Raw genomic sequence first — 25,327 nt, 5'->3', positions numbered from 1 at the left:
GCGACCAGCCACGGCAAAGCCGCAGCCGCGTCTGCTCGGTGCCTCGGCAGAGGCGGCTGCCGATTGCTTCTGGGCTGAGCGCGCAGTTCCCCGCGCCCCTTACGGGGCCCTTACGGGGCGCCCCCCATCTCGTTCGCGCGGCGGATGCCGTCTGCCAGGGCGGCCACGGACTTGTCCCGGGTGACGAAGGCCAGGGCCTCGGCCCAGTCCTCCAGTTCGGCCGGAGACGGGGCCCCGGGAAGCAGTCCCGTACCGCGAAGCCCCTCCGCGAAGTAGGCCGCCACGGCCGCCACTTGGAGGTGGGGCCCGACCTCGGCCAGCGGACGGTCGAGGTCGTCCGCGGACACGCCCGCGGAAACCTCGCGCGGAGCCCGGCTCCCCGGGTCGAGCCAGCGGACGCGCGCCGTGGCCACGGGGCCACGCGCGCCGGGCCGGGTGCGTACCGCGTACAGGGCCGTCACGGTGTGCCCGGGCCCGACCTCCCCGCCGTCCACCCGGTCGTCACGGAAGTCCTCGTCGGCGACGCGCCGGTTGTCGTACCCGATGAGCCGGAACCGCTCGACCGTCTCCGCGTCGAAGGACACCTGCGCCTTGGCGTCACGCGCGCGCAGGTCGATCTGCGCGGGCAGTCGCTCGCAGAACACCTCGCGGGCGTCCTCCTCGTCCGCGACGTACGTGGTGTGGCCGTCACCGCGGTCGGCGAGCCGCTCCATCAGGGCGTCCCCGTAGTCGCTGCCCACGCCGACGCCGAACAGCGTGATGCCGTGGGCGCGGCGGGCCTCCTCGACGCGCCGCAGGATGCCGTCGGCGGTGGTGTCACCGGTGTTGGCGAGGGCGTCCGAGAGGAGCACGACACGGTTGGTCGCGCCCTCGCGCAGGCCCCGGGACGCGGTGTCGTAGCCGGTGGTGATGCCTGCCTCCACGTTCGTCGAACTGGTGGGCCTGAGCCGGTCGACGGCCTCGTGCACGCGGTCGCGGCCGTCGTCGATGCGGGTCATCGGCAGGACCGTCTCCGCGCGGTCGCTGAAGGTGACCAGGGCCACCGAGTCGTCGTCGCGCAACTGGTCGGTCATGACGCCGAGCGACTTCCTGACCAGGTCGAGGCGGCCCGGCTCGGCCATGGAGCCGGAGATGTCGACGACGAAGGTGAGGGCGGCGGGCGGGCGTGCGTGCCGCTCGTCGTCCGGCCGGGTGGCGAGGCCGACGCGCATCAGGGACCAGCCGTCGGCGCCGGCGCGGGCGCCGTCCACCGTCACGGAGAAACCGTCGCCGTCCGGCTTCGGATAGTCCTGCCGGAAGCTGTTCACGAACTCCTCGGGGCGCACCGTCGCCGGGTCGGGCAGGCGGCCCTGGCCGAGGGTGCGGCGCGCGAAGCCGTAGGAGGCGGTGTCCACGTCCAGGGCGAAGGTGGAGAGCAGGTCGGCGGGGGCGGGTTCGGGGGCGAGGTCGCGATTGCTGCCGTCCTGCCGGTCCTGCGGCCGGTCCCGCCGGTCCTGCGGTCCGTCCGGGGCCGGGACGCGGAGGTCGGGGGCGGGCGCGGGCCCGGGCTGGGCGCCTTCGGCGCGGCGCTTGCCGTCGGCCCGGTCGGCGTCCGCGCTCCCGCCGCCGCCGCACCCGGCGAGCAGCAGCCCGCCCGCCAGGACGGCGGCGGCCGCTCCGCGTCCGGCACTTCGCTCCCGGGTGCGCGAGAAGCGCATACGCGGGAAAGGCGTGCACGGAAAACGCATACGTCCCATGGCTCGACCCCTCAGCTCGTCTCGTCGGCTCTTGTGCCTGTGACGGCCGAGGGGGCGAGGACGATCGGCCGCCCGCGTTGCGGAAGGGTCTCGGGTCGGCCGAGGCACCCCGAAGTCAGACAGGCGCTAGGACACCACGTCCTTCCGTGCGAACCCCCGGAACGCGAGCGCGAACAGCACCAGCGCGTATGTGACCGAGATCGCCGAGCCCTGGATCATGCCGCCCCACTCGGGTGTCGGCTGGAACACGTCCGCCCACGCGAACTGCCAGTGCGCGGGCAGGAAGTCGCGCCAACCGCCGAGGGCCGTGACCGCGTCGAGGACGTTCCCCGCGATGGTCAGGCCGACGGCGCCGCCGACCGCTCCGAGCGGGGCGTCGGTCTTGGTCGAGAGCCAGAAGGCGAGGCCCGCGGTGACCAGTTGGGACACGAAGACGTACGCCACGACGACCGCGAGGCGCCGTGCCGCCGTACCCGCGTCCAGGGTGCCGCCGGTGGGGATCTCCAGCGGTCCCCAGCCGTACGCGGCGGCGCCGACCGCGAGCGCGACCAGCGGCAGGAGCACCATCGCTGCGGCGCTCAGGCCGAGCGCCACGGCGAGCTTGGACCACAGCAGGCGGGCCCGTGGCACGGGTGCGGCGAGCAGATAGCGCAGGCTGGCCCAGCCCGCCTCGGAGGCGACGGTGTCCCCGCAGAACAGGGCGACGGGGATCACGAGCAGAAAACCGGCCGACACGAACAGGCAGGTCGCGGCGAAGTTCGCGCCCGACGCGGTGGCCGTGTCCATCAGCGTGACCTCGTCGCTGCGCCCGCCGGGCGAACCCGCCACGGCGAACGCGACGAGCAGCACCAACGGCAGCAGCGCGAGCACGCCGCCCATCACCAGCGTGCGCCGCCGCTTGAGCTGGCGGATCGCCTCGACGCGCAGGGGCAGGGTGCGCCCCGCGCGGTACCCGGGCGCGGTGGCCCGCTCACCGGGCGCATCCCCCGGCCCCGAGGGGCCCGTGGCCGTCGCGTCCGGCACGTGCGGCGCGTCCGGTGTGCTCTCGGTCGCCGTCATGCGGTGCCTCCGATCAGGGTCAGGAACGCGTCCTCAAGGCGGCGGTGCGGTCCGACGGCCTCGACGGGGACGTCGAGCCGGACCAGCTCGACGAGCAGCCGGGACGCCGCGGAACCGGCCTGGTCGGCGTCGTCCGCGGGAGCGAGCCGCACGAGAAGGCCGCCCTCGGCCCGTACCGCCGACGCCACGCCGGGCAGCGCCGCCACCTTCTCCACCAGCGGGTCGGGTACGTCGGCCGCGAGGCCCACCAGGAGGGTGTCCCCGGAGCCGACGATCTCGTCGACGGGGCCCGCCTGCACGAGCCTGCCGCGGTCCATGACCACCAGGTGCGTGCAGGTCTGCTCGACCTCCGACAGGAGGTGGCTGGAGACGATGACCGTGCGCCCGGCCGCGGCGTACCGGATCATCACGCCGCGCATCTCGCGGATCTGCGGCGGGTCGAGGCCGTTGGTCGGCTCGTCCAGGATGAGCAGGTCGGGCAGGCCGAGCATGGCCTGCGCGATGGCGAGGCGCTGGCGCATGCCCTGGGAGTACGTGCGCACCGCGCGGGAGAGCGCGTCGCCGAGGCCTGCGATCTCCAGTGCCTCGTCGAGGTGGGCGTCCTCGGGCGGTCGCCCCGTGGCCTTCCAGTACAGCTCCAGGTTCTCCCGCCCGGAGAGGTGCGGCAGGAATCCGGCGCCCTCGACGAACGCGCCGACCCGCGACAGGACGGGCGCGCCCGGCCGGATCGCGCGGCCGAAGACGCGGATCTCACCGGCGTCCGGGGCGATGAGGCCCATCAGCATCCGCAGGGTCGTCGTCTTGCCCGCGCCGTTGGGGCCGAGCAGGCCGAGTACCTGGCCCTTCTCCACGCGGAACGACAGGTCGCGGACCGCGTACCGGTCGGTGGACTTCGCGTACCGCTTGCTCAGGTCCGTGATCTGCAGGGGGACTTCGGCGAGCTGAGGGTCGGGCGCGGGCGCCGTGGTCCGTCTGCGGCCGAGGACGAGCAGGGCCGCCGCGAGCACCGCGCCGGTGAGCGGCAGCCACCACACCCAGGCGGGCAGCGGCGCCGCCGCGGTGTCCACACCGGGGGCGGTCGGCACCTTCAGGCCGCTCTTCAACGACACCGTGTACGCGGCGGGTTCGGCCGGTGAGGCATAGCCGAGGTCGGTCGATGCGAGCACCAGGCGCAGCCGGTGGCCCTTCTTCAGCTCGTGGTCGACCGCGGGCAGCTTGAGGTCGACGTCCATGCCGTCCACGGCGCCGCCGACGCGCACCGGGGCGACGAGCTGTGCGGGCAGCACCTTCTGCTCGCCGTCGGGGCCGACGTCGTAGACCTTCCCGAACAGGACCGTGTCCTCGCTGTCGGACTTCACATGGGCCCGCACGGTCGGCGCGCCGGTGACGCGCAGGTCCTCGGGCACGGGCTTCGACTCGAACGCGGCGTGCTGGCCGGGGAAGTCCAGGGAGACGCCGATGCCGAGCGAGGAGAGCCGGGAGAGGCCGCCGCCTCCGCCCGCCGCGCCGCCGATGCCGGGCAGCCCGGACACGGCGGGCGGTGCGGCGCCCGCGGGGTTGTCGAAGGTCTGCGGCCTGCCGGCGAGCGGAACCTCGCGCACGCCGTTCGCGAGGCCCGGGTAGCGGTCGCCGGTGGCGCCGCGCAGGGTGGCGGCGCCGTCCGTGGAGTCGATGCCACCGGTGCGGGTGACGCGGAAGGCGGGGCCGGTGTCGACGCCCTTGTCGTCCTTCAGATAGCGGTCGAACCAGGTCCCGACACGGCCCGCGACCCGGTCGGTCTCCATGTCGCCGCCGTCGTGCCCGCCGGCGATCCAGTCCACGGAGACCGGGGCGTGGTTGCCGCGGATCTTCTTGGCCATGGCGTCGGCCTGGTCGAGTGTGAACAGCGAGTCCGTCTGGCCCTGCACGATCAGGGCGGGCACCTTGATGCGGTCGCCGACGGCGGCGGGGCTGCGTCCGGACAGGAGCTCGCGTGCCTTCGCGTCCGGCTTCCCGGCCACCGCGACCCGCTCGTACATCTCGCACAGCTTCTTCTCGAACCGGTCGCAGCCGCCGCCCGCGCTGAGGAACATGCCGGCCCACTGCTTCTTGAACACGCCGTGCGGGAACAGCGCGTCCGCGAGATCCCAGTACGTGATCAGCGGGGCGATGGCGTCGACACGCCGGTCGTACCCGGCGGCGAGCAGCGAGACCGCGCCGCCGTAACTGGCGCCCGTGAGGCCCACGCGCGGGTCGCCCGCCTTGTCGAGCTGCACCTCGGGGCGCTCGGCCAGCCAGTCGATGAGCCTGCGGACGTCGGCGACCTCACCCTCGGGGTCGTTCAGGCCGATCCGGCCGGTCGACGCGCCGAAGCCGCGCGCGGACCAGGTCAGGACCGCGTACCCGGCGCGGGCCAGCTTCTCGGCCTGCTCGCGCACATCGTTCTTGCTGCCGCCGAAGCCGTGCCCGATGAGGACGGCGGGACGCTTCTCGCCGGGGTCGCCCGCCGTGAAGTACGACGTGTCGATCCGCACCTCGCGCCCTTCGGCCGACGTGCCCATGTCGAGCCGCTGGTCCGAGCGGCGCACGTCCGGGGCGTCGTCCGACGCGAGCGCCGTCCACGTACCCGCTCCGGCGAGCACCACGACCGCGGCCGCGGCGGCGAACAGCCGGCGCGGCCCGCGCAGCGCGGTCTTCCAGGCACCGGTCCTGGGCCGTCGTAGATCCATGGCGTCAACGGTACGGGTGGCCACCGACAAGCAATGCCCCCGCCGGTCGGAACCCCTGTGTCTCCCGGGGAAGTACGCGGAGGCCGCCGTGTACCACCGACGCGGTAGGGCGCGGCCCCGGCCGTCCAACTGTCAGGGGCGCCTACCCTCTTGACCCATGACGTCTTCGCCCGCCACCCCCACCGCATCGCTGGCCACCGGCCAGCGCTCGCTCGCCGATCCCGCCGTACGGTTCCCGCTGTGGCCGCCCCTCACCGAGGGCTGCCCGGTCACGAGCACGGACTCCGTCGCGTACCCGGTCGAGGTCGACTACGCCTACGACAAGCTGCCCGCCGACTTCTTCGCGACCGCCGCGTCCCGGCCGCGCGGGCACGAGCGGTGGGCGCCCCTCCTTCCGCCCCTGCACGCCCCCGGGCTCGCGGAGGGCGGAACTCCGCTCCTGCCCCTTGAGGACGGGGTGTGGATCAAGGACGAGTCCCGCAATCCGACGTGGAGCCACAAGGACCGCCTCAACCGCGTCACCGTGAGCGCGGCGGTCGGCGCGGGCGCGACGGGCGTCGTCGTCGCCTCCTCCGGCAACCACGGCGCGTCGGCGGCGGCGTACGCGGCACGCGCGGGGCTGCGCTGCGCCGTCGTCACCTCCGTGGACGCGCCGCCCGCCGTGGACGCGTTCCTGCGTGCCTACGGGGCCACCGTGCTGCCCGTCCCCACGCAGGCGCGGTGGCCGCTCCTTCGCCGCATCGTCGAGCGCGCCGGATACCACCCCGTCAGCAACCTCACGCCCGCCGCGCACACGGGGCACGGGTTCGGTCCCGAGGGCTACAAGACCATCGCCTATGAGATCTTCGCGGAGCTGGGTGTCGCCCCGCGCGCGGTGTTCGTGCCGACCGGCTACGGAGAGATGCTGTTCGGCGTGTGGAAGGGGTTCGCCGAGCTCGCCAGGTACGGCCTCGTGGACCGGGTGCCCCGCATGTACGCCTGCGAGCCCGCCGCCGGGGGTCCGCTCGCCGCGGCCGTGCGTGCCGGGGTGCCCGCCGCGCACGTTTCCCTCGGGCCCACGGCCGCGTACGCCATCGACTGTGCCGTCGGTGGGTATCGCGGGGTTGTCGCGGTGCGGGAGAGCGGGGGGTCCGCCCTGCTTGTCTCCGACGAGGAGATGGTGGCTGCTCGGGCCGAGCTTGCCCGGGGCGGGGTGTGGGCCGAGTTTTCCGCTGCCGCGGGGGTCGCGGGGTTGCGGCAGGTGGCCGGGGGCGGGCGGGAGGTCGAGGGGCCCGTGGTCTGTATCTCCACTTCCAGTGGGTTCAAGGACCGGGATCTGCTGGCCTCGGGGGCGTCCGTGCCGGTGGATCCGGAGGACTGGGCGGGGGTGGAGGGGCGGCTGCGGGGGTGAGGCCTCGCGGTGCGCCCCGGGCCCGCCCCTTCCCGAACCAGGGGCGCTGCGCCCCCTGGACCCCAGCCCCTTATCGGCGCTCCGCGCCTCGTCCTCAAACGCCGGACGGGCTGAAAGACTTCGCCGCACCGGAAGACGCTGCCGCACCGGCGAGAATTTGAGCCCGTCCGGCGTTTGAGGACGAGGCCGAAGGCCGATACGGGGTCTGGGGCGGAGCCCCAGGATCGGAGAAGGGGCGGGCCTGGGGCGCCCCGCGACGGCTACTCCCCCGGCACGCTCACCAGCCACCGGCTGCCCTTGCGCGGCCGCAGGTAGAACGCCCAGTACAGGGTCGCGACGGCCACGATGCCCCCGGTCCACAGGAGGTACTCGCCCTCCTGCTCGCTGAGTACGTACGCGAGCACGGCGACGAGCACCACCGGCACCCCGGGCCACAACGGCATCCGCCAGGCGGGCGCAGCCCCGTGGGTCCCCCGCCGGGCGAGCAGCGCGGCGACGGCGACCAGCAGATACATCCCGGTCACTGACACTCCGGTCACCCCGTACAGGGTGTCGAGGTCGACGAAGCAGAGGAAGGCGCCGGGCAGGCCCACGAGGAGGGTGGCGACCCAGGGCGAGCCGAAGCGGCCGAGCCGGGACAGGACGGTGTTCACGGGCGCGGGCCAGGCCTTGTCGCGGGCGGAGGCGAACAGGACCCGGGAGTTCTGGATGACCATGACGATGCCCGCGTTGATGATGGCGAGGGCGACGCACAGGCTGATGAAGGTGCCGACGCCGGAACTGGACCACGCGGCGACCATCCCGCCGATGTCGCCGCTGGTGAGCGCCGCGAGGTCGGGCGCCCCCATGGTGATCGCGGCGACCGGCACGAGCAGGACGACCGCGGAGATGCCGAGGGTGAGGAGCACGGTGCGGGCGACGTTGCGCCGCGGGTTCTCCATCTCCTCGGAGAGGTAGACGGCCGTGGAGAAGCCCTGGGTGACGAAGAGCGCGATGGCGAGCCCGGAGACGATCAGCATGGCGGTGACGGCCTCGGTGCCGCCGCCGGAACCGGAACCGGCGGCGGAGCCGGAGGCCACCGTGAGGTCGACGAGGCTGCCCGCACCGCGCTCGGCGTGCGCGAACCCGAGCACCGCGACCACACCCGCCGCGACCACTTCGAGTACCAGGAAGATCCCGGTGATCCAGGCGTTGGCACGCAGGTCGAGCAGGCCCGCGAGGGTGGCGAGGAGCATGACGCCCGCACCCGCGAAGGACGGGTCGAGGTGCACGACGGGTGCGAGGTAGTCGGCGGTGCCCATGGCGATCACGGGCGGCACGATCATGACGACGAGCAGGGACAGGACGAAGACGAGCCAGCCCGCGAGCCTCCCGGCCATCGTCGACACCATGGCGTACTCGCCGCCCGCGCTGGGGATCAGGGTGCCGAGCTCGGAGTAGCAGAACGCGACGCCCACGCACAGCAGCGCGCCGATGGCGATGGTGAACGCGGTGGCGGTGCCGAGCGAGGAGAACAGGTCGGGGACGACGACGAAGAGCGTGGACGCGGGGGTCACGCAGGACAGCGTGAGCAGGGTGCCGCCGACGACGCCGATGGACCGCTTGAGCTGCCGCGGCGACCCGTCCGGCGCCGGATCCGCCTCCGTGGCGAGGGGCGCGGAGGGAGGCGAGTGCAGCGTTTCGGTCATACGGCGGATCCGATCGGCTCGTACCGGAGGGGGACGCGGAGCCGTCAGGAAACCTCGGCGTCAACAAGACGTCAATGGCCGATTACCTACGGAATCCGCAGTCCCGCGAGCAGCCAACTCGCCGTTGAATCCCAGCCCTTCGTGGCTATAGGTGAATTTCACCTGATCGATTCAGTTAATGACCTTGGATGACAAGGTCGAACGGACCTGTGGCCTGCGGCACCCGTTTCATCCCCTCTGCACGAGAACCGCAGCGCGGGCCCCGAAAAAGAAACGAAGCCGTCCGGATTCCGGACGGCTTCGTGCTGTGCTGCGCGGTGCTCAGTGGTTGCGCGGGAACCCCAGGTCCACGCCCGCGGGCGCGTCGGAGGGGTCGGGCCAGCGGGTGGTGACGACCTTGCCACGGGTGTAGAAGTGCGTGCCGTCGTTGCCGTAGATGTGGTGGTCGCCGAAGAGCGAGTCCTTCCAGCCACCGAAGGAGTGGTAGCCGACGGGGACCGGGATCGGGACGTTCACGCCGACCATGCCCGCCTCGACCTCCAACTGGAAGCGCCGGGCCGCGCCGCCGTCGCGCGTGAAGATCGCCGTGCCGTTGCCGAACGGCGAGGAGTTGATGAGGGCGATGCCCTCCTCGTAGGTGTCGACGCGCAGCACGCACAGGACAGGGCCGAAGATCTCGTCCTTGTAGGCGTCGGCCGTCACCGGCACCCGGTCGAGCAGGGAGAGGCCGATCCAGTGGCCGTCAGCGCATTCGGGGTGGCCCTCGACGGTGTACCTGGTGCCGTCGAGGACGACCTCGCTGCCCTGGGCCGCCGCGCCCGCCACGTACGACGCCACCTTGTCGCGGTGGGCGGCCGTGATGAGCGGCCCCATCTCGGAGGACGGGTCGTTGCCGGGGCCGATCTTGATCTTCTCGGCGCGCTCCTTGATCTTGGCGACCAGCTCGTCGCCCACCGCTCCCACCGCCACGACCGCCGAGATCGCCATGCAGCGCTCGCCCGCCGAGCCGTACGCGGCCGAGACGGCGGCGTCGGCCGCCGCGTCCAGGTCGGCGTCGGGCAGGACCAGCATGTGGTTCTTGGCGCCGCCGAGTGCCTGCACGCGCTTGCCGTTGGCGGCGGCCGTGGTGTGGATGTACCGGGCGATCGGCGTGGATCCGACGAAGGACACGGCGGCCACGTCCGGGTGCGCGAGGAGGCGGTCCACGGCCACCTTGTCGCCGTGCACGACGTTGAAGACGCCGTCCGGCAGCCCCGCCTCGGTGAGCAGCTCCGCGACGCGCATCGACGCCGACGGGTCCTTCTCGCTCGGCTTCAGGACGAAGGTGTTGCCGCACGCGATGGCGAGCGGGAACATCCACATCGGCACCATGGCCGGGAAGTTGAAGGGCGTGATGCCCGCGACGACGCCGAGCGGCTGGCGGATCGAGGAGACGTCCACGCGGCTGGCGACCTGCGTGGACAGTTCGCCCTTGAGCTGCACGTTGATGCCGCACGCCAGGTCGACGACCTCCAGGCCGCGGGCGACCTCGCCGAGGGCGTCGGAGTGCACCTTGCCGTGCTCGGCGGTGATCAGCTCGGCGATCTCGTCGCGGTGCGCGTCGAGCAGCGCCCGGAACCTGAACAGGATCGATGTGCGCTGGGCGAGCGAGGACTGGCCCCAGGTCGTGAACGCGGCCTTCGCGGCGGCCACGGCGGTGTCCACCTCGGCCGCGGACGCGAAGGCCACCCGGGTCGTCACGGCGCCGGTCGCCGGGTCGGTGACGGGGCCGTACGTACCGGACGTGCCCTCGACGCTCTTGCCGCCGATCCAGTGGTCGACGGTCTTCGTCGTGCTCGTCGTGCTCGTCATGCCGAGTAAGTCCCTTCACAGATGGCGGCGCCGGGCTGAGACGTGCCGGTCGTACTCCTCACGTGCCTCGACCGCCGACGTACGCGTCGCGGTCTCGGCCACGGGCACATCCCACCACGCCTGTGCCGGGGGCGGGCCCGACACTGTGTCTGCCGTTTCCGTCTCCACGTAGACACATGTGGGGCCGTCCGCTTCGCGTGCCTCGCGCAGCGCGGCGCGCAGCTCACGGACGGTCTTCGCGCGGGTCACCGGCAGTCCGAGGGAGGCCGCGTTGGCGGCGAGATCGACCGGCAGCGGGGTTCCGGTATAGCCCCCGTCGGGGGCCCGGTGTCGGTAGGCGGTGCCGAAGCGCTCGCCGCCCACGGACTCCGAAAGGCCCCCGATGGAGGCATAGCCGTGGTTCTGCAGGATCACGATCTTGACGGGGATGTTCTCCTGCACGGCCGTGACGATCTCGGTGGGCATCATCAGATACGTCCCGTCGCCGACCAGGGCCCACACGGGCCGCTCGGGCGCGGCCAGGGACACCCCGATCGCGGCCGGGATCTCGTAGCCCATGCAGGAGTATCCGTACTCCACGTGGTACTGCTCCGGCGAGCGGGCCCGCCACAGTTTGTGCAGGTCGCCGGGGAGGGATCCGGCCGCGTTGACGAGGACGTCCTCGTCGGTGACGATCTCGTCGAGCAGGCCGAGCACCTGCGTCTGGGTCGGCCGGACGTCCGGTTCGTCCGCTGCGTACGCCGCGTCGACCCGGTGCTCCCAGCGCTCCTTGTCGTCCGTGTACTCGGCCGCGTACGCGGTGTCGACGCGATGGCCCCGCAGCATGTCCCGCAGCCCTTCGAGCCCGGCGCGCGCGTCGGCGACGAGGGTGGCGGCGGCCATCTTGTGGGCGTCGAACGCGGCGATGTTCAGGTTGACGAAGCGCACCCCGGGCGCGGCGAAGAGGGTGCCTGACGCCGTGGTGAAGTCGGTGTAGCGGGTGCCGACGCCGATCACCAGGTCGGCGGTGCGGGCCAGTTCGTCGGCGGTCGCGGTGCCGGTGTGGCCGATGCCGCCGACGTCGGCGGGGTGGTCGTGGCGCAGGGAGCCCTTGCCCGCCTGGGTGGCGGCGACGGGGATGCCGGTGGCGTCGGCGAGTTCGGCGAGTGCCTGCTCGGCGGCGCTGTGGTGGACGCCGCCGCCCGCGATGATCAGGGGCCGGTCGCTGTCGCGCACCAGGCTCGCGGCGGCGGCGAGTTCGGCGGGGTCGGGGGCCTGCCGGCGCACGGTCCACACCCGCTCGACGAAGAACTCCTCCGGCCAGTCGTACGCTTCCGCCTGCACGTCCTGCGGCAGCGCGAGCGTCACCGCGCCGGTGTCGACGGGGTCGGTGAGCACCCGCATCGCCTGGAGGGCGGCCGGGATCAGCGCCTCGGGGCGGGTGATCCGGTCGAAGTACTTCGAGACGGGCCGCAGACAGTCGTTCACGGACACATCACCCGCGTACGGCACTTCGAGCTGCTGGAGCACCGGGTCGGCGGGGCGGGTCGCGAAGGTGTCGCCGGGCAGGAGCAGGACCGGCAGGTGGTTGATGGTGGCGAGGGCGGCGCCGGTGACGAGGTTGGTGGCGCCGGGGCCGATGGACGTGGTCACGGCCTGGGTGGAGAGGCGGCCGCACTGGCGCGCGTACCCGACCGCCGCGTGCACCATGGCCTGTTCGTTGCGGCCCTGGTGGAAGGGCATCGTCCCGCCGTACTCGACGAGGGCCTGGCCGAGGCCCGCCACGTTGCCGTGTCCGAAGATGCCCCAGGTGGCGTCGATGAGGCGGCGCCGCTCGCCGTCCCTTTCGGTGAACTGCCGCGTCAGGAAGCGCACCAGGGCCTGGGCCGTCGTGAGCCTGACCGTGCCGGGCAGGCCCCGCGTCGCGTCCTTCGTGCCGCTCATCGGTAACCCTCCGTGTGGTCGGGGTGGAAGCAGATCTTCCACTCCCGTTCGTCCCCCGGTCCCGCCATCACATTCAGGTAGTACATGGGGTGCCCCGGCTGTGCGACGGACGGCCCGTGCCAGCCGTCGGGCACGAGCACGGCGTCACCGGAGCGCACCTCCGCGAGCGTGTCCGTGCCGCCCTCGCGCGAGGGGGAGACCCGCTGGTAGCCGAAGCCGTGCTCGCCCTCGATCTCGAAGTAGTAGATCTCTTCGAGGACCGACTCCACGCCCGGCCGGTGCTCGTCGTGCTTGTGCGGCGGGTACGAGGACCAGTTGCCGCCGGGTGTGATCACTTCGACGGCGATCAGGCGGTCGCAGTCGAAGGCGTCCGCGGCGGCGAAGTTGCGGACCTGCCGGGCGCAGCCGCCGCTGCCGCGCTCCTCGACGGGGACCTCCGGCGCGGGGCCGTAGCGGGCGGGGAGTCGGCGCTCGCACTTCGCTCCTGCCAGGGCGAAGCGGCCTCCCACGCCGGAGGCGATCTGGATGTGGGCGTCACGGGGCACGTAAGCGAAGTCGGTGACTCCGCTGAACACGCTCTCGCGGCCCAGGAGTTCGATGATCTCGCCCTCCGCGTGCACCGTACAGCCGCCGGTCAGCGGGAGCACGATCCATTCACTGTCTCCCGTGGCGAAGGAGTGCGTGCCGCCGGCCGGGATCTCCACGACGCGCAGCCCCGCATACGTCCAGGCTGCGCTTTTCGGGTCGATGGCGACGGCGTAGGTGCCGTCGGCCGCACTTCCTTTTGGTACGTACGTCATGCGGGCTCCTCCTGATCGCACAGATCACGGCGTGTACGTCACAGTGCGTACGTCACGGCTACAGCAGGCCGACCGCGGTGTCGACGGCGCCCGCGACGTCGCCGTCCGGCGGGTACAGCAGCGTCCGTCCCGCGACCAGGCCCTGCACGGTGGGAAGTCGCAGGGCGCCGCGCCACTTCTCGTACGCGGTGTCGGTGTCGTCGGGGTTCCCCGCCAGGTCGCCCCCGAGGAGGACGGCGGGCAGCGTCGAGGTCTCCATGACGCGCGCCATGTCGTCGGGGTTCTCGGTGACGGGGACCTTCAGCCAGGTGTACGCGGAGGTGCCGCCGAGGCCGGAGGCGATGGCGATGGAGCGGGTGACGGCGTCGGCGCCCAGGTCGTTGCGCAGCACCCCGGCCGCGGTCCTGCGGCACAGGAACGGTTCGACGAACACCGGCAGCCTGCGGGCCGCCATCTCGTCGACGGCCCTGGCGGTGGCCTCCAGGGTCGTCAGGGAGCCGGGGTCGTCGTAGTCGACGCGCAGGAGCAGCTTGCCCGCGTCGAAGCCGAGCCGCTGGATGTCCTCGGGGCGGTGCCCTGTGAACCGGTCGTCCAGCTCGAAGGCCGCGCCCGCGAGTCCGCCCCGGTTCATGGACCCCATGACCACCTTGCCCTCCAGGGCCCCGAGCAGCAGCAGGTCGTCCAGGATGTCGGCGGTGGCGAGGACGCCGTCCACGCCCGGGCGGGACAGGGCCTCGCAGAGGCGTGCCAGGAGGTCGGCGCGGTCGGCCATGGCCATGGGGTTTCGCCCTACCGCGAGGGCGCCGCGGGCCGGGTGGTCCGCGGCGACGATCATCAGCCGGCCCGAAGGGCCGAGGAGGTCCCGCCGCTTGCGGCGTGCGGCTGCCTCTGCGATGGCCTCCGGGTGCCGTGCCCGGATGCGTACGAGCTCGCCGACATCGACGGGGGTCACGCCTTGGCCTCCGTACGTCCGCTGCCCTCACGCCGGATGAACGGCACCCGGAACTGTGGGCTGTGCCCACCCTTCCCCAAGCTCTCGACTCCGCTCGAGCAGGGGAGACCCCACTCGCCCTGCGGCACGATTGCCCACAGCGGTTGCGGTTGCGGTTGCGGCAGCGGGTGCCGCAGTCGTGTTGTTCGGGTGCTCACAGGACCGCCCCCGCCGCCAGCGCGGTCTCCACCTCGGTGGGGTACGGCATCGCGGACGAGCACTCAAGGCGGGAGGCGACGATCGCTCCCGCCGCGTTCGCGTACCGGATCACCCGCTCCAACTCCCATCCGGCGAGCAGCCCATGGCACAGCGCCCCGCCGAACGCGTCCCCGGCACCGAGCCCGTTCAGGACGGTCACGGGCAGCGGCGGCACCTCGGCGGACTCGCCCGCGCGGTTCATGGCGAGCACCCCCTTCGGCCCCTGCTTGACCACGGCGAGCTCGACCCCCGCGTCCAGGAGCAGATGCGCCGCCTCCCGCGGCTCGCGCACCCCGGTGGCGATCTCCACCTCGTCCACATTGCCCACGGCCACATTCGCGTGCCGCAACGCCGCCGCGTAGTGCGGCCGCGCCTCGTCGGGCTCGGCCCAGAACATGGGCCGCCAGTCGAGGTCGAAGACGGTGAGGCCGCCCGAGCGGGCGCCGAGGGCCGCGATCGTCGCCGTCCGGCTCGGCTCCGCGCACAGGCCGGTCCCCGTCATCCAGAAGATCCGGGCCTCGGCGATCGCGTCGAGATCGAGATCGGCCGCCGCGATCTCCAGGTCGGGTGCCTTCGGCTGCCGGTAGAAGTACAGCGGGAAGTCGTCGGGCGGGAACACCTCGCAGAACGTCACGGGCGTCGGAAGCCCGGCGACCGGGGTGACCCACCGGTCGTCCACCCCGAACTCCCGCAGTTGCTCGCGCAGATACGTACCGAAGGGGTCCTGTCCCGTCCGCGTGACAACGCCCACGCGCCGCCCGAGCCGCGCCGCCGCGACCGCCACATTCGTGGCCGAGCCGCCGAGGAACTTCCCGAACGTCGTGACCTGCGAGAGCGGCACCCCGGTCTGCAGGGGGTAGAGGTCCACCCCGATCCGGCCCATCGTGATGACGTCGTACGGATCGGTGTACGGATCGGTCACCCTGCACATCCCTTCCTGGAGGCAGCCTGTCGCCACCCCCAGGTCTAATCCCGCGCCAGGAACCCTGTCAACATTTTGTCCTGACATTCGGACTACTCCTTGACACTGTTCTCGGCGGGCGGCGAGGCTTTCGGACATGACGACGCTGTCCCGCATCCGGATCGGTTCGGCCCCCGACTCGTGGGGCGTGTGGTTCCCCGACGACCCCCAGCAGGTCCCCTGGAGCCGTTTCCTCGACGAAGTCGCCGCGTCCGGATACGAGTGGATCGAGCTCGGACCGTACGGCTATCTGCCGACCGACCCCGCCCAACTCGCCGACGAGACGGGCCGCCGCGGCCTGAAGGTCTCCGCGGGCACGGTCTTCACGGGCCTGCACCACGGCCCCGCCGTCTGGGACAGGACCTGGGAGCACGTGTCGGCCATCGCCGCGCTCACCCGGGCGACGGGCGCGCGCCACCTCGTCGTGATCCCGTCCTTCTGGCGCGACGACAAGACCGGCGAGGTCCTTGAGGACGCCGCGCTCACCGCCGAGCAGTGGCGCCACCTCGCCGCCCAGACCGAGCGCCTCGGCCGCGAGGTGCGCGAGCGGTACGGCCTGACCGTCGTCGTCCACCCGCACGCCGACACCCACATCGACACCGAGGAGAACGTCGCCCGCTTCCTCGACGCGACGGACCCCGACCTGGTCTCGCTCTGCCTGGACACCGGCCACTACGCCTACTGCGGCGGCGACAGCGTCAAGCTCATCGAGACCTACGGCGAGCGCATCGGCTATCTGCATCTCAAGCAGGTCGACCCGGCCGTGCTCGCCGAAGTCCGCGCGCAGGACATGCCGTTCGGGCCCGCCGTCGCGCGCGGCGTGATGTGCGAGCCGCCCACGGGGGTGCCCGCGCTCGGACCTGTCCTCGATGCCGCGCAGCGCCTTGACGTCGATCTCTTCGCCATCGTCGAGCAGGACATGTATCCGTGCGAGCCGGACAAGCCGCTCCCCATCGCCCGCCGCACACGGTCGTACCTGCGCTCCTGCGGCGCTTAGCGCTTCGCCCCGTAAGGGGCGCGGGGAATCGCGCGACCAGTCCCCACCGGCCCGCAGGATGAACACCGCCCATCCAGCGAAGCGATGCGGCACGCTGGTCGTACGGCGGGCCGCCACGCCGGGCCGACGACGAGCGGGAGGCTGAATGAGCGCGGGCCGCCGGCACGAGGCACGTACGCGCACCGCGGTGCGCTCCCTGCACGGCCCCGACGGGCGCTGGGAAGTCGCACTCGCCCGCCCCCACCCGCGGCTGCGGCCCGGTGTGATCAGCTACCGCGGCTTCCGGCTCGCCCTCGGCGCGCCCCGGCGCAGGCTCGAGGTCCCCATCGGCGCGGTGACGCTGCTGCTCGGCTTCGGCCACGAGCTGCGCATCCGGGGCCTCACGGGCTCCGGGCGGCCCCCGGTGTCGCTGGTCTCGGTGGTCTCCGGGCTCACCACGCGGCCGGTGCTCGGCGAGCACGACGGGCGGCTCGCGGGCATCGAGGTGCTGCTCACTCCGTGGGCCTCCTTCACTCTCCTCGGCGTCGAGCAGCACGAACTGGCCGGGCGCGCCCTGGATCCGGACGCGCTCGGCGCCAGGCCCTGCCGCGGCCCCTGGGATCGGATCGGCGACCTCGCGGCGGCGCTCGGCGCGCTCCCCCGCTGGTCCGACCGGTTCGGGCTGCTCGACGACGTCCTGATCCGCTGGGCGGAGTCCGGACCGCCGAGTTCGCGGCGGACCGTGCGGGCCTGGAACGAGCTGGTGCGCACCCGCGGCACCGCGCCGGTGACCACGATCGCGGACGAGGTCGACTGGAGCGTGCGGCAACTGGAGAACCGCTTCCGGGAGCAGATCGGCATCGGACCGAAGGCCGCGGGCCGGGTCCTGCGCCTGCAGCACGCCCGCAGACTCCTTGCCGCGGGGCGCAGCCAGGCGGAGACCGCGGCTCTCTGCGGCTTCTACGACCAGGCGCACCTCAGCGGCGAGTTCAAGGCGATGACGGGCTGCACACCGCGCCAGTTCGCGCGGGTGAGCGGGGCTCCGCTGCCCGCGCACAGCGGACCGCCGTCGGCCGCGCGGCTCGCGGGCGAACAGACGAGCCTCGTCCTGGGGCCCCCGGGCACCTCGGAGCGGGGCGCGCCCGGCTCCCCCGGCCGGAGCACCCCTGGCTCCCCCGGCCGGAGCACCCCTGGCTCCCCGGCCTGAGCGCGGAATTCTCCAAGACCGCGCCCGGGCGCTGAGGGCACCCTGACCCCTCCGGGCCACCGCCGAAGGAGCCCCCGCGTCTCGGGCCGGCGGGCTTCGGGGAGGGTGCGGGAACCCGGGGGCCGGGTCCGGCGCAGCGGGCCCGGTCCTTCGTTCCCTTTACCACCTCGCGTGGCCGCGCGCCGCGGACACGCCCCACTTTCACACCTCGATCCGGCGTCACTTCTGTCACGAAGACCGCCTTCATGTCACACATGTCCCGCCAATGCGGATCTTGCGTCACAGCCGGTCTACAGACCCCCCTGCGCGGTCACTCTGCGTCGTTGACGGGGCACAGGCTGGGTGATCGCCGGTACTGCACCCAGCTCCCCCGTCGGCCGTTCCGGCCGCCCCTGGGCGCACGCAGTGAGGAGCCCCCCATGACCGACAGAAGGCTGTGGTCGTACAAAGACATCGCGGCGCACATCCGGGTCCAGCCGGACACCGTGCGCTCCTACCGCAAGCACGGACTGCTGCCCGACCCCGACCACGTCGAGAGCGGCAAGCCCTACTGGTACGCCGACACCATCCGCGCCTGGGTCGCCGCCCGCCCCGGCAACCGCACCCGCCGCAACGATTGAGCAGGGCCGGCCCTGATGGCACCCGACACCTTCTTGGAAAATACCCCCTAGGGGTATAGTGTGAAGCACGTCGGGGTTCCCTGGAGCTACCGGAGCCCCACAGGCACACCGACGTCCACCGCGTCCACACCACCCCCTGAGGAGAACGACATGACCGCCAACGCCCAGACCTCGCAGCCCGGCTCCGTCACCACGGTGTTCGCGGTGACGGGGATGACGTGCGGCCACTGCGAGGGCGCCGTGTCCAGCGAGATCTCGGAGCTCGGCGGCGTCAGCTCGGTCAAGGCCGAGGCCGCCACGGGCAAGGTGACCGTGGTGTCGGACACCCCCCTCGACGAGGAGGCCGTCCGCGCCGCCGTCGACGAGGCCGGCTACGAACTGGTCGGCAAGGCCTGACCGCCGCCCCACCCGCCGGGCCCCGCGGCACGCCACCCACGGCCGCGGGGCCCGGCACCCCTCTCTCCCCTCCGCTTCGCCCACTCGCCGTACGCCGCCCGGAGAGCCGAAAGCCCCCATGAACACCTCGCACACCTCCGAGGTCGAACTCGCCATCGGCGGAATGACCTGCGCCTCCTGCTCGGCCCGCATCGAGAAGAAGCTGAACCGCCTGGAGGGCGTGACCGCGTCGGTCAACCTCGCCACGGAGAAGGCGAAGGTGGCCTTCCCCGACGGCGTGGAGGTCGGCCAACTCGTCGCCACCGTGGAGAGACTCGGCTACTCGGCCCACGAGATCGTCCCGCCCCCGCCCGACACCGGGCACGACGCGGACGGCGACGGCGCCGACCGCCCCCTCACCGCCGACCGCCCCGTCACCACCGACCTCACCGAGGCCGACCGGCTGCTGCAGCGGCTGCTCGTCTCGGCGGCCCTCGCGCTGCCCGTCGTCGTCCTCGCGATGGTGCCCTCGCTCCAGTTCGAGTACTGGCAGTGGCTGTCCCTGACCCTTGCCGCGCCGGTCGTCGTGTGGGGCGGGCTCCCCTTCCACCGGGCCGCGTTCCGCAACGCCCGGCACGGCGCGGCGACCATGGACACGCTGGTGTCGCTCGGTACCCTCGCCGCCTTCGGCTGGTCGCTGTGGGCGCTGTTCCTCGGCACGGCGGGCGAGCCGGGCATGCGGCACGGCTTCGAGTTCACCATCGCGCGCGGCGACAGCTCGTCGGCGCTCTACCTCGAAGTGGCCGCGGGCGTCGTCACCTTCATCCTGCTCGGCCGCTTCCTGGAGGCCCGTTCCAAGCGGAAGGCGGGCGCGGCGCTGCGGGCGCTGCTCGAACTGGGCGCCAAGGAGGTGTCCGTACTGCGGCCTGACGGCACCGAGGCCCGGGTGCCGGTCGGCCGCCTCGCCGTGGGGGACCGCTTCGTGGTCAGGCCCGGGGAGACCGTCGCCACCGACGGCACCGTCGTCGAGGGCGCGTCCGCCGTCGACGTCTCCATGCTGACCGGCGAGTCCGTGCCCGCCGACGTCTCGGTGGGCGACGCGGTGACGGGCGCGACGGTGAACGCGGGCGGGCGCCTGGTGGTCGAGGCGACCCGCGTCGGCGCCGACACCCAACTGGCCCGCATGGCCCGGCTCGTGGAGGACGCCCAGAGCGGCAAGGCGCAGGTGCAGCGGCTCGCCGACCGCGTGGCGGCCGTGTTCGTACCGGTCGTCATCGCGCTCGCCGTCGCCACGCTCGGCTTCTGGCTCGGCAACGGCGCGGGCGCCGCCGCCGCGTTCACGGCCGCCGTCGCCGTCCTGATCATCGCCTGCCCCTGCGCGCTCGGCCTCGCCACGCCCACCGCGCTGCTCGTCGGCACCGGCCGGGGCGCCCAGCTCGGCATCCTCATCAAGGGCCCCGAGGTCCTTGAGTCCACCCGCCGCGTCGACACGGTCGTCCTCGACAAGACCGGCACGGTGACGACGGGACGCATGGCCCTCCAGGAGGTGTACGCGGCCGACACCACCGACGAGAAGGAGCTGCTGCGGCTCGCGGCCGCCCTGGAGCACGCCTCCGAGCACCCGGTCGCCCGCGCCGTCACGGCGGGCGCGGCCCAGCGCCTCGGCCTCGCAACGGGTGCGCTGCCCGCGCCCCGGGACTTCGAGAACGTCCCCGGGTCCGGGGTGCGCGGCACGGTGGACGGGCACGCGCTGCTCGCCGGGCACGCCCGGTTCCTCGCCGCCGCGGGTGTCACCGGCCTCGACGAGCTGACCGCGGCCAGGGAGCGCGCGGAGGCCGCGGGCCGCACCGCCGTCCTCGTCGCCTGGGACGGGATGGCGCGCGGGCTGCTCACCGTGGCCGACACCGTCAGGGCCGAGGCCCCCGAGGCGGTCCGCAGGCTGCGTGGCCTTGGCCTCGCACCGGTCCTTCTGACCGGGGACAACCACGCGGTGGCGCGGTCGGTCGCCGAGGCCGTCGGCATCGCCCCGGACGCCGTGTACGCACAGGTGCTGCCCGAGGACAAGGCCGACGTGGTGCGTCGGCTACAGAGCGAGGGCCGGGTGGTGGCCATGGTGGGGGACGGCGTGAACGACGCGGCGGCCCTGGCGACGGCCGACCTGGGGCTCGCCATGGGCACGGGCACCGATGCCGCCATCGAGGCGGGCGATCTGACGCTCGTACGGGGCGATGTGCGGGCGGCCGCCGACGCGATCCGGCTCGCCCGCAGGACCCTCGCCACGATCAAGGGCAACCTCTGGTGGGCCTTCGGCTACAACGTCGCCGCGCTGCCGCTCGCCGCCGCCGGGCTGCTCAACCCGATGATCGCCGGAGCGGCCATGGCCTTCTCCTCCGTGTTCGTCGTCACCAACAGCCTCCGCTTGCGGTCTTTCACATAGCTCCGCGATCCTTCACACTGTCTTCGCGGGACTCTCACGTCAGGAGGGATATCCGCATATGAACCCTCTTGCGCGGGTTCGATGGCATATGCAAGAGACGTAGATCACATCGATTGCAGCGTAACCATCGAGGGGGCTCGCGAGTCTAAGAGGGCGACACCTGACGGATCTTGGGGGATCCGTTCGGCGTCAGGGGGGCATCTTGGGGGATGTCCCTGGAATGCGTTGGCCGGGGCACGTGCACCGGGGAGCTTTGAGCGGCCCTCCCGTACGCGTCCCGGCAGACCGCACCACCTACTCCCGGCCGGATCCCGTGGGGGGAATCCGCACCGGGGCACAGGAAAACACCCCGACCGTCGACCCGTGGGGGGATCGACGGCGGGGTGTTTTTCACTGGCGCCTGCGCCCTCTGCCTGTGGGCCTCAGCCCCGCTCCCCCAGGGGCGCGGGGAACTGCGCGCTCAGCGCGCGAAAAGCCGCAGAAGCATCTGCCGAGTTACCGAGCAGACGCGACTGCGGCTTCGCTGTGGCCGGTCGCGCAGTTCCCCGCGCCCCTTACGGGCCCAGGCTCAGCGAGACTCCACCGGGACGAAGTCCCGGATCACCTCGCCGGTGTAGATCTGCCGGGGACGGCCGATGCGCGAGCCCGGCTCCTTGATCATCTCGTGCCACTGGGCGATCCAGCCCGGCAGCCGGCCGAGGGCGAAAAGGACCGTGAACATCTCGGTCGGGAAGCCCATCGCGCGGTAGATCAGACCGGTGTAGAAGTCCACGTTGGGGTAGAGCTTGCGCTCGACGAAGTAGTCGTCGGCCAGCGCGTGCTCCTCCAGCTTCAGCGCGATGTCGAGCAGCTCGTCGGACTTGCCGAGCGCCGAGAGGACATCGTGCGCCGCCGCCTTGATGATCTTCGCCCGGGGGTCGAAGTTCTTGTAGACGCGGTGCCCGAAGCCCATGAGCTTCACGCCGTCTTCCTTGTTCTTCACCTTGCGGATGAAGGTGTCGACGTCGCCACCGGTCGCCTGGATGCCCTCCAGCATCTCCAGGACCGACTGGTTGGCGCCGCCGTGCAGCGGACCCCACAGGGCCGAGATGCCCGCCGAGATCGAGGCGAACATGTTGGCCTGCGAGGAGCCGACCAGACGCACCGTGGAGGTCGAACAGTTCTGCTCGTGGTCCGCGTGCAGGATGAGCAGCTTGTCGAGCGCGGAGACGACGACCGGGTCCAGGTCGTACTCGGCGGCGGGCACCGAGAACGTCATGCGCAGGAAGTTCTCGACGTAGCCGAGGTCGTTGCGCGGGTAGACGACCGGGTGGCCCTGCGACTTCTTGTACGCGTACGCCGCGATCGTCGGCAGCTTGGCGAGGAGCCGGATCGTGGAGAGGTGCCGCTGCTTCTCGTCGAACGGGTTGTGGCTGTCCTGGTAGAACGTGGACAGCGCGCTGACCACGGAGGACAGCATCGCCATCGGGTGGGCGTCGCGCGGGAAGCCGTCGTAGAACCGCTTGACGTCCTCGTGCAGCAGCGTGTGCTGGGTGATCTCGTTCTTGAAGCTGGCGAGCTCGTCGACCTTCGGCAGCTCACCGTTGATCAGCAGGTACGCCACCTCGGTGAAGGTGGAGCGCTCCGCGAGCTGCTCGATCGGATAGCCGCGGTAGCGCAGGATGCCCTGCTCGCCGTCCAGATAGGTGATGGCGGATTTGTAGGCGGCCGTGTTGCCATAGCCGCTGTCCAGGGTCACCAGACCGGTCTGGGCGCGGAGCTTGCCGATATCGAAGCCCTTGTCGCCGACAGTGGACTCGATCACCGGGTAGGTGTACTCGTCGCCATCGCCGTACCGGAGTACTACAGCCTTGTTAGCGTTCTCGCTCACGTCATCCCTCACCGACGTTGTGCCTCTTCTTCGAGGTGCCCTGACTGTCTCTACCATCCCCCATTTGGCCCTGGAGAGTGCACTCGGGGTCGACCATTGGGCCTATTGGCGGCACTCAGTGCCGCCAACCTGCTCATCCTGCCCCCTGGATCCCGGTTCCGAAAGTGCTCTGTGACCTTTCCGACTCGTTTGATCGATCAACCGGTGGCAGTACGTTGACAACCGCTGTCAGCCGGTCCCGCGGCCGGCGAGCCGGTGGTCCAGGGCCGTCCACCGGCGGCCCGCCGAAACGGTGCGGACCGCTTGTCCCAGAGCCTTGCGCGAACCGACGAGGACCACCAGCTTCTTGGCGCGTGTCACGGCGGTGTAGAGCAGATTCCGCTGGAGCATCATCCAGGCGCCGGTGGTGACGGGGATCACCACCGCTGGATACTCGCTTCCCTGGGAGCGGTGGATCGTCACCGCATAGGCGTGGGCGAGTTCGTCGAGTTCGTCGAAGTCGTACCCCACCTCCTCGTCCTCGTCGGTGCGGACGGTCAGCCGCTGCTCGTCGGCGTCCAGGTCCTGCACCACGCCCACCGTGCCGTTGAAGACGCCGTTCGCGCCCTTCTCGTAGTTGTTGCGGATCTGCGTGACCTTGTCGCCGACGCGGAAGACCCGCCCGCCGAAGCGCTTCTCGGGCAGGTCGGGGCGGCCGGGGGTGATGGCCTGCTGGAGCAGGCCGTTCAGATGGCCCGCGCCCGCGGGGCCGCGGTGCATGGGGGCCAGGACCTGCACGTCACGGCGCGGGTCGAGCCCGAACTTCGCGGGCAGCCGGCGGGCCGCGACGTCCACGGCGAGCCGCCCCGCCTCCTCGGTGTCGTCCTCGACGAAGAGGAAGAAGTCGCTCAGGCCCTGGGTGAGCGGGGGCTGCCCGGAGTTGATGCGGTGGGCGTTGGCGACCACGCCGGACTGCTGCGCCTGGCGGAAGACACGGGTGAGCCGGACGGCGGGCACGGGGCTCTCCTCGCTGAGCAGATCCCGCAGGACCTCGCCCGCGCCGACGCTCGGCAACTGGTCGACGTCACCCACGAAGAGCAGATGGGCGCCCGGCGGCACCGCCTTCACCAGCTTGTTGGCGAGGAGCAGGTCGAGCATGGAGGCCTCGTCGACGACCACGAGGTCGGCGTCGAGCGGCCGGTCCTTGTCGTACGCAGCGTCGCCTCCCGGCTTCAGCTCCAGGAGGCGGTGCACGGTCGAGGCCTCGGCTCCCGTCAGCTCGGCCAGGCGCTTGGCGGCGCGACCCGTGGGCGCCGCGAGCAGCACCTTCGCCTTCTTGGCGCGGGCCAGCTCCACCACGGAGCGCACCGTGAAGGACTTGCCGCAGCCGGGCCCCCCGGTGAGGACGGCGACCTTGCTGGTCAGGGCGAGCTTGACCGCCTCCTGCTGCTCCGGCGCGAGGTCCGCCCCGGTGCGCCCGGCGAGCCAGCCGAGCGCCTTGTCCCAGGCCACGTCCCGGAAGCCGGGCATGCGGTCGTCGGGGGTGCGAAGCAGGTGCTGCAGGCGGCCGGCGAGGGAGAGTTCGGCGCGGTGGAAGGGGATCAGATAGACGGCCGTGACGTCCTCGCCGCCGTCGGGCCCCGGCACGGACTCGCGGACCACGCCCTCCGGGTCCTTCGCGAGCTCGGCCAGGCAGTCGATGACGAGGCCCGTGTCGACCTGGAGGAGCTTGACCGCGTCGGCGATCAGGCGCTCCTCGGGCAGGAAGCAGTTGCCCTGGTCGGTGGACTGCGACAGGGCGTACTGCAGACCGGCCTTGACCCGCTCGGGGCTGTCGTGCGGGATGCCGACGGCCTTGGCGATGCGGTCGGCGGTCAGGAAGCCGATGCCCCAGACGTCGGCGGCGAGGCGGTAGGGCTGATTCCGGACCACGGAGATGGAGGCGTCCTCGTACTTCTTGTAGATGCGCACGGCGATGGACGTGGAGACGCCGACGCCCTGGAGGAAGACCATCACCTCCTTGATGGCCTTCTGCTCCTCCCAGGCGGCGGCGATCTTCTTCGTGCGCTTCGGGCCGAGTCCCGGTACCTCGATGAGGCGCTTCGGTTCGGTCTCGATGACGTCGAGGGTGTCCACGCCGAAGTGCGTCGTGATGCGGTCGGCCATCACGGGGCCGATGCCCTTGATCAGTCCTGAGCCGAGATAGCGCCGGATGCCCTGGATGGTGGCGGGCAGGACCGTCGTGTAGTTCTCCACCGTGAACTGCTTGCCGAACTGTGGGTGGGAGCCCCAACGGCCCTCCATCCGCAGGGACTCGCCGACCTGCGCGCCGAGCAGCGAGCCGACGACGGTCAGCAGGTCACCGCCGCCTCGCCCGGTGTCCACGCGCGCGACCGTGTACCCGTTCTCCTCGTTGGCGTACGTGATGCGCTCCAGGACGCCCTCGACGACGGCCGTACGGGGTCCGGGGACGCCGTCGGCGCTCCTCCGCTGCGCGGCACTCGACATGGCCCGACGCTACCCCCGCCCACTGACAACGCCTACGCCACGGGGCCCCG

General features: G+C 72.2%; 16 protein-coding genes and 1 pseudogene. 6 read left to right on the top strand and 11 right to left on the bottom strand.

The genetic code is table 11. The annotated features are described in order from the left end of the window. Positions 1-110: 110 nt before the first annotated feature. The 3 genes from IG78_RS0115850 to IG78_RS0115840 all read right to left on the bottom strand — a co-directional run bounded on the left by IG78_RS0115850 (position 111) and on the right by IG78_RS0115840 (position 5,503). Positions 111-1,697, bottom strand: coding sequence for a vWA domain-containing protein (locus IG78_RS0115850; RefSeq protein WP_030563501.1), 1,587 nt, complete (start codon positions 1,695-1,697; stop codon positions 111-113). A 165-nt stretch (positions 1,698-1,862) separates the two neighbouring features. Continuing rightward, entirely contained in the window at positions 1,863-2,795 is a 933-nt protein-coding gene (locus tag IG78_RS0115845) for an ABC transporter permease (protein ID WP_107054913.1), read from the bottom strand. Beyond that, positions 2,792-5,503, bottom strand: a complete 2,712-nt coding sequence (locus tag IG78_RS0115840) for an alpha/beta fold hydrolase (protein ID WP_030563497.1) — start codon at positions 5,501-5,503, stop codon at positions 2,792-2,794. The genes IG78_RS0115845 and IG78_RS0115840 overlap by 4 nt, the downstream gene beginning before the upstream one ends. Before the next feature lie 157 nt (positions 5,504-5,660). Between IG78_RS0115840 and IG78_RS0115835 the strand changes: the two genes are divergently transcribed. Further along, complete coding sequence (locus IG78_RS0115835; RefSeq protein ID WP_030563495.1) at positions 5,661-6,893, top strand: threonine synthase; 1,233 nt, start codon at positions 5,661-5,663, stop codon at positions 6,891-6,893. 260 nt (positions 6,894-7,153) lie between these two features. Here the strand turns inward: IG78_RS0115835 and IG78_RS0115830 are convergent, their stop codons facing one another. The 6 genes from IG78_RS0115830 to iolC form a co-directional block, all read right to left on the bottom strand. Continuing rightward, positions 7,154-8,581 carry an APC family permease gene (locus IG78_RS0115830; RefSeq protein WP_030563493.1) on the bottom strand — a complete coding sequence of 476 codons (1,428 nt, stop codon included), beginning with the start codon at positions 8,579-8,581 and terminating at the stop codon, positions 7,154-7,156. 321 nt (positions 8,582-8,902) lie between these two features. Then, positions 8,903-10,432, bottom strand: a complete 1,530-nt coding sequence (gene mmsA, locus IG78_RS0115825; RefSeq protein WP_030563491.1) for a CoA-acylating methylmalonate-semialdehyde dehydrogenase — start codon at positions 10,430-10,432, stop codon at positions 8,903-8,905. Between the two features lie 15 nt (positions 10,433-10,447). Then, on the bottom strand, positions 10,448-12,355 hold the full coding sequence (iolD, locus tag IG78_RS0115820) for a 3D-(3,5/4)-trihydroxycyclohexane-1,2-dione acylhydrolase (decyclizing) (protein ID WP_051852667.1): 1,908 nt from the start codon (positions 12,353-12,355) through the stop codon (positions 10,448-10,450). Further along, positions 12,352-13,155 carry a 5-deoxy-glucuronate isomerase gene (iolB, locus tag IG78_RS0115815; protein ID WP_030563487.1) on the bottom strand — a complete coding sequence of 268 codons (804 nt, stop codon included), beginning with the start codon at positions 13,153-13,155 and terminating at the stop codon, positions 12,352-12,354. The genes iolD and iolB overlap by 4 nt, the downstream gene beginning before the upstream one ends. A 58-nt stretch (positions 13,156-13,213) precedes the next feature. Next, positions 13,214-14,107 (bottom strand): Cgl0159 family (beta/alpha)8-fold protein, encoded by an 894-nt coding sequence (locus tag IG78_RS0115810; protein WP_030563485.1) that lies wholly within the window; start codon positions 14,105-14,107, stop codon positions 13,214-13,216. Between the two features lie 193 nt (positions 14,108-14,300). After that, entirely contained in the window at positions 14,301-15,275 is a 975-nt protein-coding gene (gene iolC / locus IG78_RS0115805; RefSeq protein WP_030563483.1) for a 5-dehydro-2-deoxygluconokinase, read from the bottom strand. Between the two features lie 127 nt (positions 15,276-15,402). Between iolC and IG78_RS0115800 the strand changes: the two genes are divergently transcribed. From IG78_RS0115800 to IG78_RS0115780, 5 genes are all read left to right on the top strand, one after another. After that, positions 15,403-16,302, top strand: a complete 900-nt coding sequence (locus tag IG78_RS0115800; RefSeq protein WP_030563482.1) for a sugar phosphate isomerase/epimerase family protein — start codon at positions 15,403-15,405, stop codon at positions 16,300-16,302. 145 nt (positions 16,303-16,447) lie between these two features. Beyond that, complete coding sequence (locus tag IG78_RS42185; RefSeq protein ID WP_078964944.1) at positions 16,448-17,488, top strand: helix-turn-helix domain-containing protein; 1,041 nt, start codon at positions 16,448-16,450, stop codon at positions 17,486-17,488. A 419-nt stretch (positions 17,489-17,907) separates the two neighbouring features. Further along, on the top strand, positions 17,908-18,108 hold the full coding sequence (locus IG78_RS0115790) for a hypothetical protein (protein ID WP_030563478.1): 201 nt from the start codon (positions 17,908-17,910) through the stop codon (positions 18,106-18,108). A 150-nt stretch (positions 18,109-18,258) separates the two neighbouring features. Continuing rightward, positions 18,259-18,504, top strand: a complete 246-nt coding sequence (locus IG78_RS0115785) for a heavy-metal-associated domain-containing protein (protein WP_030563476.1) — start codon at positions 18,259-18,261, stop codon at positions 18,502-18,504. A gap of 118 nt (positions 18,505-18,622) precedes the next feature. Further along, positions 18,623-20,920, top strand: a complete 2,298-nt coding sequence (locus IG78_RS0115780) for a heavy metal translocating P-type ATPase (RefSeq protein ID WP_030563474.1) — start codon at positions 18,623-18,625, stop codon at positions 20,918-20,920. 568 nt (positions 20,921-21,488) lie between these two features. Here the strand turns inward: IG78_RS0115780 and IG78_RS0115775 are convergent. Both IG78_RS0115775 and recD2 read right to left on the bottom strand, forming a co-directional pair. Continuing rightward, entirely contained in the window at positions 21,489-22,790 is a 1,302-nt protein-coding gene (locus tag IG78_RS0115775; protein ID WP_030563472.1) for a citrate synthase, read from the bottom strand. A gap of 231 nt (positions 22,791-23,021) precedes the next feature. Then, positions 23,022-25,277 (bottom strand): annotated as a pseudogene (recD2, locus tag IG78_RS0115770) (SF1B family DNA helicase RecD2); the annotation flags it as partial. Between the last annotated feature and the right edge of the window lie 50 nt (positions 25,278-25,327).

Source organism: Streptomyces aureocirculatus (assembly GCF_000720475.1).
Classification (GTDB): domain Bacteria; phylum Actinomycetota; class Actinomycetes; order Streptomycetales; family Streptomycetaceae; genus Streptomyces; species Streptomyces aureocirculatus.
The sequence above is the reverse complement of the archived record's forward strand: the minus strand, read 5'-3'. Positions and strand labels throughout refer to the sequence as shown.